We start from the raw sequence: 12,649 nt of genomic DNA, 5'->3' as shown, positions 1-12,649 counted from the left end.
ATAGCCAAAACAAGGAACGATGCCATGACCGCCAACGTGAAGATCGTCGCCGTCCTCACCGCCCGTGCGGATACCGTCGACCGCCTGAGCGCTCTGCTAGACGCCATGCTAAAACCGAGCCGTGCCGAGCCGGGCAACCTGCGCTACGATTTGTGGCAGGATCAGAGCGATCCGAATCGTTTCGTGCTCGACGAGCTGTACGCGGACGCAGATGCGGTCGCCGCCCACCGCGAGACGCCCCACTCCCAGAACTACCTCTCTCAGATCGGCGATCTGGCCGAGCGCGCCGCGTTCGTCCTCAACCCCGTCTCAGCGACCTGAGGATGGTGCCATGGGCAAGCTTACGGAATGGGTGGGATCGGCGCTGCTCGCACAGCCGTTCTGTACCGAGGATCTGCGGTTGATCGGCCTGTTGACACCTGCTCTCCGCGTGGGCCTGATGGGCCTCATTCATCCACGCGACTACCGCTAAGGCGGAGCCGCGATCCGGCGAAAAATCAACATGTGAATTGAAGGAACACAATCATGACAAAGGGTATCAAAGACAAGGTCGTTCTCATCACCGGCGGCAGCACCGGCATCGGCGCAGAAACCGCGCGTCTTCTCGCTGAACGCGGCGCGAAGGTGGCCATCGCCGCGCGGCGCAAGGACAGGCTCGACGAGGTTGTCGCGGAAATCGCCGCAAGCGGCGGCGCGGCGCGTAGCTACGCGCTCGACGTCACCGACAAGTCGGCGGTCCAGTCCGTCGTCGCTGCAGTCATTGCCGACTTCGGCCGCCTCGATGTGCTGATCAACAACGCCGGGCTGATGCCGATCCGTCCGATGGCCGAGGTCAACACCGACGAGTGGGACCAGATGATCGACGTTAATCTAAAGGGTACGCTCTACGGCATCGCGGCGACCCTTCCCGGCTTCCTCGAGCAGGGAAGCGGTCACATCATCAACCTGAGCTCGGTTGCGGGCATCAAGGTCTTCGCACCGGGCGGCACGGTCTACTCCGGCACCAAGTTCGCCGTCAGCGCGATCAGCGAGGGCCTGCGCCAGGAGGTGGGTGAAAAGGTCCGTGTCACGTCGATCGAGCCTGGAGCCGTCGAAAGCGACTTGAAGTTCACGACGTCTGGCACGGCTGCCGAGACGGTACTCGACTTCTACAAGCAGGCCATCCCTGCGGCGTCGGTGGCGCGCGCTATTGCGTTCGCTGTAGAACAACCTGATGACGTCGACGTCAACGCGATCGTCATCCGGCCGACCGCACAGCAGTTCTGATTTCGACGAGGAGGCGGGGCCGCGTGTGCTCCGCCTCATGGGGAACCTACCGGCCCGCTCGTCCGTTACTTTGCCGAATAATATCTGTCCGTTTCACTTGAGGAGTCATTTATGCCCAAACTTGCCCTGTATGTACCACTGAAGGCCAAGCCCGGAAAAGAGCGCGATGTCGCCAATTTCCTGACCTCGGCATTGCCGCTCGTTCAAGCTGAGGCGGGCACTCTGACCTGGTATGCGATCGAAGAAGGTCCCGGTGCGTACGCGATCTTCGATACGTTCGACACAGAGGAGGATCGGCAGGCCCATCTTGACGGCAAGGTTGCCGCCGCACTGATGGACAAGGCAGAAGAACTGTTTTCTGAACCGCCGCAGATTCACAAGTTCACCCTGCTGGCCGCGAAATAGCGGAGCGGTCGGCACCCTAAGCTGCCGTTTGACTGCAGGGTAAGGCTCGTGTTTCCATCCGGAATGGATGGCCCGGCCGAATCGGGAAATGAATAAATGAATACGACAGGTCATCCGCGATAGTGGATGGCCTTGTCTTTTTGTGCTTATCACACCTCTGAATTTACTGATAAGGCGCCGTTGATGTGTCGCGACGTAACGGCACCATTGGTTCGCGGGAGATTCTTGAGCACATCAATTTGGCGCGTTATTCGGCCGTTCTGGCCCAGTCATTCAGAAAACCGTGAATCGATCCCAGGATGGCCCTACGGGAAGGAACCTTTCAGGTAGCAGAACGTTCAGGAAACTGAGATCACTTGGAAGGGTGCGATGTCCTCCGCCGTTGCGATGGACCCGATCATCATCAAGCTCTCGATTTGATGACGCGTTGAGATGAGCTGCGAAAGGAAAAGATCCGTGAAAGCTGTCGTATACAACGGACCTAAAGACGTTTCCGTCGATACCATCGATGATCCCAAGATCGAGAAACCGACTGATGTGATCATTCGGGTGACCACCACCAACATTTGCGGGTCTGATCTTCACATGTACGAGGGCCGGACCAGCTTCGAGAAGGGCAGGGTCTTTGGTCACGAAAACCTTGGCGAAGTCATCGAGGTCGGCGCTGCCGTAGATCGTATCAAGAAGGGCGATCGCGTGTGCATGCCGTTCAACGTCGGTTGCGGTTTCTGCGAAAATTGCGAACGCGGTTTGACAGGTTTTTGCCTCACGACCAACCCTGGAACCGCCGGGGCAGCGTATGGCTTTGCCGAGATGGGTCCGTGGCAAGGTGGTCAGGCCGAGTTGATGCGCGTTCCTTATGCGGACTTCAATTGTCTGAAGCTTCCTGAGGACGCCAAAGAGAAGGAGGACGACTATGTCATGCTCTCCGACATCTTCCCGACAGGTTGGCATGGCGTCGAACTGTCCGGTTTCCTGCCCGGCGAAAGCATCGCGATCTACGGCGCCGGTCCGGTGGGTTTGATGGCCGCGCACTCAGCTCAAATCCGCGGTGCCGCTCAGATCTTCGTGGTCGATTCTCACGATGACCGCCTGAAACTAGCCGAGGCGATGGGCGCTATTCCGATCGACATGCGCAAGGGCGATCCCGCCCAGCAGATCCTTGACGCGACCGGCGGTCTCGGGACCGACCGGGGGGTCGAGGCGGTAGGTTACCAGTGCTGCGATCGCCACGGCAAGGAGCGCAGCAATTACACGATGAACTGCCTCGTTAAAAGCACAAAGGCCACCGGCGGAATCGGCGTTGTCGGCGTGTTCGTTGCGGAAGACCCGAACGCGCCCGACGATCTCCAGAAGGAAGGCAAGATGGCGTTCGACTTCGGCAACTTCTGGTTCAAGGGCCAGAAGATCGGCACCGGACAATGTAATGTAAAGCATTATAACCGGCGGCTGATGAACCTTATCGAGCATGGCCGGGCCAATCCTGCCCAAATCATCTCGCACCGACTGTCGCTCGATCAGGCGCCAGACGCCTACAAGCATTTCGACGAGCGCGATGCTGGTTGGACGAAGGTCGTGCTCAAGCCGGGCGCCTGACTTTAATCTTCGACGGAATAGGAGATAAATTATGACTTTGGAAGGCAAATCAGTTGCCATTCTGATCGCACCCCGCGGGACGGAAGAACCAGAATTCTCGAAGCCCAAGCAAGCTGTCGAGGACGCTGGTGGCAAAGTGACCGTGGTCAGTTTTGAACCGGGCAAGGCTCGCACAGTCAATAGCGATCTTGACGAGGGCGGCAGCTATACTATCGACAAGACGTTTTCCGAGGTTAAAGCCGACGATTTCGACGGCCTTGTTGTTCCCGGAGGGACTGTCGGTGCCGACAAGCTGCGCGGCAGCGTCGAGGCCATTGGTTTCATCCGGGCTTTCTTCGATCAGAAAAAACCTGTTGCGGCTATATGCCATGCACCTTGGACATTGATCGAGGCGGGCGTGCTTAAGGGTCGCACCTTGACGTCCTACCCGACGCTGAAGGTCGATATCGAGAACGCCGGCGGTGCATGGACCAATGAGGAAGTCGTGGTCGACAACGGCCTTGTTACCAGCCGCGATCCCAATGATTTGCCCGCCTTCTGTGCCAAACTCGTTGAGGAAATCGCAGAAGGTGTGGGCGCAGCGCTCGCAGCAGGGAATTAAGACGGGGCGTTTCGACGAACCATGTGAGGGCCTCTCCCTGGAGAAGGTCCGCACAAAGCAAGCGTGGCGGATGGCCAGCGATTGGCCGTCCGCCACGCCGCGTATCACACGAACACGGCGCACCTGACGGGCACTCAAACCCTAAGCCGCGTCAACCGCAGTGACACATCGCCGGCTCCCGCTTCGAGATTCGACCCATTCCAACGTGTGGTTGAGATGCACCTGATCGTACGTGCGTTCGACTAGATTTACGACCTACAGCGCCGCCTTGAGATAGCGGGCGGTGAGACTGCCTTCCGCTTCCGCAACGACGCCAGGGACGCCGCTGGCGATGATACGGCCCCCATCTTCCCCGGCCCCCGGTCCCAGGTCGATGATCCAGTCCGCCTGTGTGATGGCGCGCATGTCATGTTCGACGACTACGACGGTATTGCCGACGTCGACGAGGCCCTGCAGGTGTTGCATCAGCCGGTCCGCATCGGAAGGGTGAAGCCCCGAAGTTGGCTCGTCGAGGATGTAGATAGTGTTGCCGCGTTGAGCGCGTTGCAGTTCAGTCGCTAGCTTGATGCGCTGCGCCTCGCCGCCCGACAGCTCGGTCGCCGGCTGTCCGAGCCTCAGATAGCCAAGACCGATCTCCCGCAACACGTCGAGGGAGCGCATCACAGATGCCTCGCCAGCGAAGAAATCGCACGCGTCGTCGACCGTCAGTTCGAGCACCTGTGCGATATTGCGCCCGTTCCATTCGACTTCGAGCGTTTGCGGGTTGTAGCGAGAACCATGACAGGTCGAGCACGGGGCAAAAACGCTTGGCAGGAACAGCAGCTCCACCATGACGTATCCTTCGCCCTCGCACACCGGGCAGCGGCCTTGCGCGACGTTGAACGAGAACCTGCCCGGGCTGTAGTGTCGCCGGCGGGCGAGCGGCGTATCAGCAAAGATCCTTCGCACATGGTCGAACATGCCGCTGTAGGTGGATAGATTCGAGCGCGGCGTGCGGCCGATCGGTTTCTGATCGACCCGCACCAGTCTGCGAACATGCTCCATGCCTGCGACAATGCGTCCTTCAGTATTTTTCTGAGCAACATCGAGCAGCGGATCGATATCCTCATCCTCGGCCATGGGGGAGCCGCCGAGGTGTTCCGTGACAAGCTCAGGCAGGGCCTGACTGACAAGACTGGATTTGCCCGATCCCGAAACGCCGGTGACAGCGGTAAAGCACCCGATGGGAAATTCGACGTCGAGCTCGTGGAGATTGTTACGTCTGACCCCTTCCAGGCGAAGCCATGCCTTGGGATCGCGGGGTACGCGCTCACTGCGGAGCGGCTCTGCGAACAGGTAGCGGCGGGTGATCGAAGTCTCGACGTCGGCAAGCCCCTCTATCGGGCCGCTGTAGAGGACTTCACCGCCCTTTTCCCCGGCTCCTGGTCCAACATCGACGAGCCATTCGGCGTGGCGGATTACGTCGAGATCATGTTCGACGACAAACAGAGAGTTGCCCGCCGCCTTAAGACGCTCAAGGATAGTGAGCAAGGCTTCGCCATCCGCCGGGTGCAATCCCGCCGAAGGCTCGTCAAGCACATAGACCACGCCGAAAAGCTGTGACGACAATTGGGTGGCAAGGCGCAAGCGCTGCAGCTCTCCCGAGGAGAGTGTCGGGGTGCTGCGGTCGAGCGAAATGTAGCCAAGGCCAAGATCGATCAGCGGCTCGAGCCGCTCGATCAATTCGCAGGCAAGGCGTTGGGCGGCGACCCGCTTTTCGTCGGAGAGATTGGGCGTGCGGCGCACGTCGGCCGCGCTCTTGTGCGCAGAGCCGCCCGCGGCAACCCGTTGTTCGACCGCTGCATCGCGGGCCGCTTTTTCCAGAACATGGCCCGTTGAGGCGGCCGAGGCCGCCCCGTATTCGCCATGCGCCACGGGCGTGAGCAAGTCCTTCAGCTTGAGCACCGTCAGGTCGCCGAACTCAGCAATGTCGAGGCCGGCGAATTTGACCGATAGGGCTTCGCGCTTCAGGCGCTTGCCGTGACAGGTCGGGCAATCGCGGCCGATGATATATTGTGAGACACGCTTCTTCATCAGAGCGCTTTTGGTGTTGGCGAAGGTTTCCAGCACGTAGCGACGGGCGCCGGTGAAGGTGCCCTGATAGCTCGGCTCCATCCGGCGTTTGAGGGCCACGCGCGTCTGCTCAGGGCTCAGCCCCGCATAGACCGCCACCGTCGGCGTTTCGTCGGTGAAGAGAATCCAGTCGCGATCCTTCTTTGGCAGTTCGCGCCATGGCGTATCGACGTCATAGCCGAGTGAAACGAGGATATCACGCAGGTTCTGGCCATGCCAGGCGGCAGGCCAAGCGGCGATCGCCCGATCGCGAATGGTGAGGCTGTCGTCAGGCACCATCGTCTCTTCGGTCGCGTCATATACGCGGCCGATGCCGTGGCAGGTCGCGCAGGCCCCCGCGACCGTGTTGGGGGAGAAATCCTCCGCATAGAGCATGGGCTGATGGCGCGGATATTCGCCGACGCGCGAATAGAGCATCCGCACCAGGCTGGAGAGCGTCGTCACGCTGCCGACCGAGGATCGCGCGTTGGCCGAGCCGCGCTGCTGCTGCAACGCCACCGCAGGCGGCAAACCGTCGATCGCGTCGACCTCCGGCACGCCGGCCTGATCGATCAGGCGGCGCGCATAGGGGGCGACCGATTCCAGGTAGCGCCGTTGCGCCTCCGCATACAGGGTTCCAAATGCAAGTGACGACTTGCCCGATCCCGATATTCCGGTGAACACCACGAAGGCATCGCGGGGAATATCGACATCGATATTCTTGAGGTTGTTCTGTCGCGCTCCACGAACCTGCACGCAAGCGGGCGGCCCGGTATGCCCATGATCGGTGGCCGGCGTCGTCGCGTGAATATCCTTGCTCTTCAATTCAGTTTTCCTGCCCTATACGCCCGTGCGGCCCGTGGTTCATCACAGTCGGGTAACAGATGAATGCATTTCCGACTCAATACATCCAACGGCCAGGCTGGCCCGATGTTCGGCACCTTTGAAATATTTTTCCAGCATTAGACAAAGGTTACGACAAAACCATTTTTCCCGTTGGGTCGCGCGACGAGACCACACACACTCCGATGGTAAGCGCCCGGGCCAGGCGGCCCTGGTCCGTGCCGCTATCGGCATGTAACGATCGCACTTCGGCGCTTGTTACCGCATCGCGACGCGTTGCCCATTTGCCAGAGCGCGCTTCATCATGGCCGGGGTCGGGCCGAGCGCCTCGCGCCGCTTCGGATCGGCGGGTCAGTAGTGAATGACCGTGCGAATCGACTTGCCTTCGTGCATCAGTGCGAACGCCTCGTTGATCTCCTCCAAACCCATCGTGTGGGTTACGAATGGGGCCAGATCGATATCGCCTCTCATCGCGTCCTCGACCATGCCGGGGAGCTGTGTCCGTCCCTTGACGCCACCGAAAGCGGACCCCTTCCAGACGCGGCCCGTGACGAGCTGGAATGGGCGGGTGGAGATTTCTTCGCCTGCGCCGGCAACGCCAATTACGATCGACTGACCCCAGCCACGGTGCGCTGATTCAAGCGCGGCGCGCATGACGTGGACGTTGCCGATGCACTCGAAGGTATGATCGATGCCCCAGCCCGTCATCTCGATCAGCACTTGCTGGATGGGCTTGTCATGGTCCTTGGGGTTGATGCACTCGGTCGCACCGAACTGGCGTGCCAGCTCGAACTTGGACGGATTGGTGTCGATAGCAATGATGCGACCCGCCTTCGCCTGGCGCGCACCCTGAATCGCCGCGAGGCCGATGCCGCCCAGGCCGAACACGGCGACCGAGTCTCCAGGCTGGACCTTGGCGGTATTGTGGACTGCGCCGATGCCGGTCGTGACGCCGCAGCCGAGCAAGCAGACATGTTCGGGGTTTGCCTCGGGATTTATCTTGGCGAGTGAGACTTCGGCGACAACAGTATATTCACTGAAGGTTGAACAGCCCATGTAGTGATAGAGGGGCTGGCCCTTGTACGAAAAGCGGGTGGTGCCATCGGGCATCAAACCCTTGCCCTGCGTTTCGCGGACGGCGACGCACAGGTTGGTCTTGCCCGACACGCAGAAGTCGCACTTGCCGCACTCGGCGGTGTAGAGCGGAATCACGTGATCGCCCGGCCTGACGCTGGTGACGCCCTCACCGACCTCGACAACGATGCCCGCGCCCTCGTGGCCTAGAACCACTGGAAAAACGCCCTCCGGATCATTGCCCGCCAGCGTGTACGCATCGGTGTGGCACACGCCGGTGTGCGTCACCCGGATGAGCACTTCGCCCTTCTGGGGTGGGGCGACATCGATCTCGACGATTTCGAGTGGCTTGCCCGCCTCGAAGGCTACAGCAGCGCGAGATTTCATGTTGGGATACCCTCGTTGATTGAAGCCGATTGCCGGTGCGAGGCCGTTGCGCCATGGTAAATTGGTCGACGTTCTCATATTGGCATGGAATATCTGTATCATACTCCCCACCAGTATACAAGAGGTGTCCGAGTGAGGATGTCAAACCAGAGAAGGCATGGAGGGGTCGCTTCGCTTCGCAGGCTTTAACCTCTGTGTAGCCCACAGCCTGCGACCCGCCCATCGATCTTGAAGAGGCCATCGATCCTGCGCGGTGAAAATGCCAGAGAAGGTGCTCGCTTCGCTACGCCGGCAACAAAATTCAGGCCCGGAACGCCGAAAGTCTGCGCTCTGGTGAACAGCACCGGTTGGCTGGATACGAGGCTTTAGCTCTACCTGCGGGCGAGAACGGGCAAGAGAACGAGCCTGAAATCGTTATTTAAGATAAGTACGCAGAATCTTCATTACGCCCTCCACGTCGTCTTCGCGATCGCTGCCCTCGCTTTTGACGGTCGGATCTACACCGGTACCGAATGTTTCCCTAAGGTGACTCTCCATCACTTCTGCCATCAGTCCATTTGTCGCGCCACGCATGGCGACAATTTGCTGCAGTAGGGGAGCGCAATCGGCCCCGGCTTCGATCGCGCGTTCCAGAGCGTCCGCCTGGCCCTTAATACGCCGCAAGCGTGTGATGGCTCGCCTCTTGTCCTCTGATGAATGTGGCATCGCTCTTTCCCGAGAAATCGCTTCAGCATACTATACAGGAGGGGAGTTTCAATCCTGTTCAGAGACTGGCGCTACTGTAACCCGGCGAGGTCCCCCTGCCGTTTTTAAAATTCGCCCCCATCTGGCAGGGACACCACTGTGGGGATCGTTGGCCCTCTAATACTTGTGAGTGCGTTAGCGATGCATAGTTTCGGATCAAGCAGGTTTGACTCGGCGTGCTTCATGCTCTCAATCCCAATTGCAGATCCGAAATTTTCTGGCGTGGCGAAACAGGGAGGACGTTGGATAATTGCGAACCTCGCATCGCTACTGGCACGACCCGGGTAACGGCGTTTATGCCAATAGGGACAACTCCGCTGAACGATGCGCTGTGCAGCTGGTTCTAATTTGTGTCGAGGGGCTTTGCTGCTACCCCGATCAGGTGCCGATGGAGATGAAATCGCCGCCATGTTGCCCTGAGACAGTCTGGCACGCGGAGGAGTTGCGGTCTTTCTCCAAAGCGTCCGCCACATGCAACGACAACATAGGCGCTGAGGGTCCGATCCTGTGTCCGGGAGGGGGGAGCCATCGCTGGCTTCCCCAGGTTTGCCGGTCAGACCGTAACGACGACCTTGCCGATCTGGTCGTTCGATTCGAGGAAGCGGTGCGCGTCCTGGATGGCGTCGAGCGGGAAGGTGCGCGCGATCCGCGGCTTGAGCGCGCCCGATTCCAGACCCGCCACGATGAACGCCTTGGCGCGCTCGAGGGCGGCATCGTCCGAGACGATCTCGCTGTAGAGATACCCCTTGAGCGTGAGGCTCTTGCCCAGCACGGAGAACAACGGGAACGGCGTCGGTTCGCCGCTGAGCGCGCCGTATTCGAGCAGGATGCCGCCGCGTGCCATGCTCTCGGTCAGCGGCTCGAACGACGGGCCTCCGACCGGATCGAGCACCACGCGCGCACCCTGACCATCGGTTATCTCCATCACCCTCGCTACCAGATCCTCTTCCCCGGTCGCGACGACATGATGTGCACCGGCATCGATCAGGGCTTGGCGCTTGGCGCCGGTACGCGTCGTCGCGATTACCGTCGCGCCGACCATCCGCGCAATCTGGAAGGCAGCAAGGCCGACGCTGCTGGAGGCAGCAGTGACGATGACGAAATCGCCCTCGCCGAGTTTCGCCTGCTCCACCAGCGCACCCCAGGCGGTGACATACTGCATCCACACGGCCGCCGCTTCCTCGAACGACAGCGCCGCCGGATGCTTGACGACGAGGCGGGCGGGCGCGTTGGCGACCTCGCCATAAGTGCCCCAGCGCGCGATATCGAGCGGGGGGATGACGCTGACGGCTTCGCCTTCCGCAAACCCGGTCACGTCCGCGCCGACCGTAACGACAGTGCCGGCAGCCTCATAGCCAAGGCGGCTCGGGAACTCGGCTTTCTGAAGGTAGGCATGGTTGCGGAACATCACCTCGGCGCGGTTTATGCCTATCGCCTTCACCGCGATCTGCACTTCGTCGGCCGCGGGCGCGGGGACTGCCACATCTTCAATCCTGAGGACGCTGGCGTCGCCATATTCGTGGATACGGACGATGCGGCTCATTGGAAACTCCTTGATTATTGAATGATCGTTCTGTAAGGGAGCGGACCACCAGTTTCAAGATATTATTTATCGATCGTTCCATATCGTGCACCAGAGATGACAGAGACGAAAGCCCGTCGCCGCGCAGGTCGCCCTCGTGTGTTCGACACTGACGCTGCGCTCGACAAGGCGGTGCGGCTGTTCTGGCAGCGCGGCTACGAGGCGACTTCGATGGCCGATCTGGTGGCGGAGACTGGCGTCGCCGCCGCCAGTCTCTACGCGGCGTTTGACAACAAGGCGGGGCTGTTCGCGGCGGTGATCGAGCGCTACGCCGCGACGTTCAGCGTCCACCTTTACGCGCCGATCAACGATCCGGCGTTGTCCACCTTCGAGGCCGTCAAAGGCCTGCTGGAACGAGCGGCGTCATCATTCTCGGAACCTGGAACGCCGGCCGGCTGCTTCATGTATTCGGCAGCGGTAGCCGTTTCGCCGGCGTCCGCCGCCATCGAATGCCTGCTGCGCGACAAGCGTATCGCGGCGGAGGCCCTCCTGATCGAGCGTCTGCAACGCGGCGCCGCGCAGGGCGAGCTTGCGGCCAACACCGATCCGGCCGTGCTAGGCAAATTCATCAATACGGTCATGCAAGGCATGTCCGTTCAAGCGCGCGATGGCGCTACGATCAACGAACTGCTCTCCATCGCCAAAATGGTACTCGATCGATGGCCGGCTGCGGTGTGACCATCGATGTGAACTCCATTCTCGGTGTTTTTTTAAAAGACATCTGTCGACTTACAGCTAAGTCCATCTTGACCCCAGTCCGCATTCCGAATCACCATCTCACGCCGGGAGACCGTCAGCGTTCGACAGGATTTTAAACAGCCGCGGACGGTTGTGACACCAATTACATCGATATTCGTTATTCATTTGTGCGTGGCGGTGATCTACCTATCCGCCTCCCTCCAACGAATAGCCGAAAACATCTGATAGGACGAAAGCACATGAAACGCGTGACTCTACCAGACGCGGAAGTCGTTCCTTCAATGGGTCAAGGCACCTGGAAGATGGGCGAACGTGCCGAGCGGCGATCCGATGAGATCGCCGCGCTACGCGCCGGTGTCGAGCTGGGCCTGACGCTCATCGATACCGCCGAAATGTATGGCGATGGTGCGGCGGAAACGCTGATATGCGAGGCGGTGGGCAGCCTTCGCGACCAGTTGTTCCTCGTCAGCAAGGCATATCCACAGAATGCATCGCGCTCCCGCCTTGCCGGTGTGTGCGAGGCTAGCCTGATGCGGCTCGGCACCGATCGGCTCGAGCGTGAAGATACCCAGCCGTGGCCTCGACATAAAGACGAAGCCCCTGAACAAGAAAGCCTGGATGCGACGTCAATCCCCTCCTGGCGGGGCCAATAGAGTTTGATGGAAGCACATCCGGACAAGGTTATCTGGAGATGACCGGATATTAGCCAGTTCAACTGCGTCTGCCGAGATATCGGCTGCAACAGGTCCCGAGCTTAAAGACGCCGCCTCATACGGTCCGGCGAGACACCTCGGACACGCTCCGAAGGAGTCGTCTCGAGTTCCTCGATCTCACGATAGGCATCGTTTCCACTCTTGCCAGGTTTCGCCGGGTAGAGAACCTACGGTCTGCCTTCTGGCGCTGCAATTGCCCAGAAATTATTGGCAAGTTCGTGGAGACGCGCACGCAGGTTTTCGCCCCGTCCCCGACGGCCATGACCTGTGATGACAACCGATTGCTCGGCTTCGTCCCAATCAGGAATAAGGCAGCGCGGTGGATCGTGCATCTGCGGACCGAGGTCTTTTCCCTTGGTGCTCAATACATCGATGATGTCTTTTATGTTCTCGACCCGAACTGCGCTCGGCGCAGCCGTACTCGGGACAGGAGCTAGCTGGGGTATCGGTGCACTGGCGCATACAGCAAAGCTGTGCTCGTCGGCATCGACCATACCCCTACAGGTTACGACTAGTCTTTCTGCGATCGGTACCCAAGCTTTTCAGAAAGCGCGTTGGCAGTGGTGCGAAGCTCCTCACCAAGGTACGCGATTTTTTGGTCGCTGGCTTCGCTGCGGATCAGACTGATTGCAATGCCGGCAGATGCGG

At 60.1% G+C, this 12,649-nt stretch carries 12 protein-coding genes and 1 pseudogene; 8 read left to right on the top strand and 5 right to left on the bottom strand.

All coding sequences use genetic code 11. The features are described 5' to 3' along the window. The first annotated feature begins 24 nt into the window (after positions 1-24). The 6 genes from AGR2A_RS24445 to AGR2A_RS24425 all read left to right on the top strand — a co-directional run bounded on the left by AGR2A_RS24445 (position 25) and on the right by AGR2A_RS24425 (position 3,868). Positions 25-321, top strand: coding sequence for a putative quinol monooxygenase (locus AGR2A_RS24445; protein WP_072493669.1), 297 nt, complete (start codon positions 25-27; stop codon positions 319-321). 10 nt (positions 322-331) lie between these two features. Next, complete coding sequence (locus AGR2A_RS29750) at positions 332-472, top strand: hypothetical protein (RefSeq protein WP_157952825.1); 141 nt, start codon at positions 332-334, stop codon at positions 470-472. A 53-nt stretch (positions 473-525) separates the two neighbouring features. Beyond that, on the top strand, positions 526-1,266 hold the full coding sequence (locus tag AGR2A_RS24440; protein ID WP_037094001.1) for an SDR family oxidoreductase: 741 nt from the start codon (positions 526-528) through the stop codon (positions 1,264-1,266). A 111-nt stretch (positions 1,267-1,377) separates the two neighbouring features. Continuing rightward, positions 1,378-1,671 carry a putative quinol monooxygenase gene (locus tag AGR2A_RS24435; protein WP_037093999.1) on the top strand — a complete coding sequence of 98 codons (294 nt, stop codon included), beginning with the start codon at positions 1,378-1,380 and terminating at the stop codon, positions 1,669-1,671. Positions 1,672-2,127: 456 nt separating this feature from the next. Then, positions 2,128-3,267, top strand: coding sequence for a glutathione-independent formaldehyde dehydrogenase (locus AGR2A_RS24430; RefSeq protein ID WP_072493508.1), 1,140 nt, complete (start codon positions 2,128-2,130; stop codon positions 3,265-3,267). Between the two features lie 31 nt (positions 3,268-3,298). Then, positions 3,299-3,868 (top strand): type 1 glutamine amidotransferase domain-containing protein, encoded by a 570-nt coding sequence (locus AGR2A_RS24425; RefSeq protein ID WP_072493507.1) that lies wholly within the window; start codon positions 3,299-3,301, stop codon positions 3,866-3,868. Positions 3,869-4,123: 255 nt separating this feature from the next. On the opposite strand, the gene AGR2A_RS24420 is transcribed toward AGR2A_RS24425, so the two are convergent. The 4 genes from AGR2A_RS24420 to AGR2A_RS24405 all read right to left on the bottom strand — a co-directional run bounded on the left by AGR2A_RS24420 (position 4,124) and on the right by AGR2A_RS24405 (position 10,550). Beyond that, on the bottom strand, positions 4,124-6,784 hold the full coding sequence (locus tag AGR2A_RS24420; protein ID WP_427832645.1) for an excinuclease ABC subunit A: 2,661 nt from the start codon (positions 6,782-6,784) through the stop codon (positions 4,124-4,126). Positions 6,785-7,153: 369 nt separating this feature from the next. Further along, the gene (locus tag AGR2A_RS24415; RefSeq protein WP_072493506.1) at positions 7,154-8,263 is read right to left on the bottom strand and encodes an S-(hydroxymethyl)glutathione dehydrogenase/class III alcohol dehydrogenase; all 1,110 of its coding nucleotides are present in this window, start codon (positions 8,261-8,263) and stop codon (positions 7,154-7,156) included. A 414-nt stretch (positions 8,264-8,677) separates the two neighbouring features. Continuing rightward, entirely contained in the window at positions 8,678-8,968 is a 291-nt protein-coding gene (locus AGR2A_RS24410; RefSeq protein WP_037093989.1) for a metal/formaldehyde-sensitive transcriptional repressor, read from the bottom strand. Between the two features lie 592 nt (positions 8,969-9,560). Then, positions 9,561-10,550 (bottom strand): zinc-dependent alcohol dehydrogenase family protein, encoded by a 990-nt coding sequence (locus AGR2A_RS24405; protein WP_072493505.1) that lies wholly within the window; start codon positions 10,548-10,550, stop codon positions 9,561-9,563. 138 nt (positions 10,551-10,688) lie between these two features. Between AGR2A_RS24405 and AGR2A_RS24400 the strand changes: the two genes are divergently transcribed. Together AGR2A_RS24400 and AGR2A_RS30465 are read left to right on the top strand one after the other, a co-directional pair. Continuing rightward, positions 10,689-11,267 (top strand): TetR/AcrR family transcriptional regulator, encoded by a 579-nt coding sequence (locus AGR2A_RS24400; protein WP_208617156.1) that lies wholly within the window; start codon positions 10,689-10,691, stop codon positions 11,265-11,267. A 260-nt stretch (positions 11,268-11,527) separates the two neighbouring features. Beyond that, complete coding sequence (locus tag AGR2A_RS30465; protein WP_198647790.1) at positions 11,528-11,941, top strand: aldo/keto reductase; 414 nt, start codon at positions 11,528-11,530, stop codon at positions 11,939-11,941. A gap of 571 nt (positions 11,942-12,512) precedes the next feature. On the opposite strand, the pseudogene AGR2A_RS29275 reads toward AGR2A_RS30465, so the two are convergent. Further along, positions 12,513-12,649, bottom strand: a pseudogene (locus AGR2A_RS29275) (IclR family transcriptional regulator); the annotation flags it as partial.

It is taken from the genome of Agrobacterium genomosp. 2 str. CFBP 5494 (assembly GCF_900013495.1).
GTDB classification, from domain to species: Bacteria; Pseudomonadota; Alphaproteobacteria; order Rhizobiales; family Rhizobiaceae; genus Agrobacterium; species Agrobacterium pusense.
This window is presented reverse-complemented; position numbering and strand designations above follow the sequence as displayed.

Bases quoted from the DNA above. Each gene is read 5' to 3' on its own strand.
- AGR2A_RS24445 (WP_072493669.1), top strand. From the start codon at position 25: ATGACCGCCAACGTGAAGATCGTCGCCGTCCTCACCGCCCGTGCGGAT.
- AGR2A_RS29750 (WP_157952825.1), top strand. From the start codon at position 332: ATGGGCAAGCTTACGGAATGGGTGGGATCGGCGCTGCTCGCACAGCCG.
- AGR2A_RS24440 (WP_037094001.1), top strand. From the start codon at position 526: ATGACAAAGGGTATCAAAGACAAGGTCGTTCTCATCACCGGCGGCAGC.
- AGR2A_RS24435 (WP_037093999.1), top strand. From the start codon at position 1,378: ATGCCCAAACTTGCCCTGTATGTACCACTGAAGGCCAAGCCCGGAAAA.
- AGR2A_RS24425 (WP_072493507.1), top strand. From the start codon at position 3,299: ATGACTTTGGAAGGCAAATCAGTTGCCATTCTGATCGCACCCCGCGGG.
- AGR2A_RS24415 (WP_072493506.1), bottom strand. From the start codon at position 8,263: ATGAAATCTCGCGCTGCTGTAGCCTTCGAGGCGGGCAAGCCACTCGAA.
- AGR2A_RS24410 (WP_037093989.1), bottom strand. From the start codon at position 8,968: ATGCCACATTCATCAGAGGACAAGAGGCGAGCCATCACACGCTTGCGG.
- AGR2A_RS24405 (WP_072493505.1), bottom strand. From the start codon at position 10,550: ATGAGCCGCATCGTCCGTATCCACGAATATGGCGACGCCAGCGTCCTC.
- AGR2A_RS30465 (WP_198647790.1), top strand. From the start codon at position 11,528: ATGAAACGCGTGACTCTACCAGACGCGGAAGTCGTTCCTTCAATGGGT.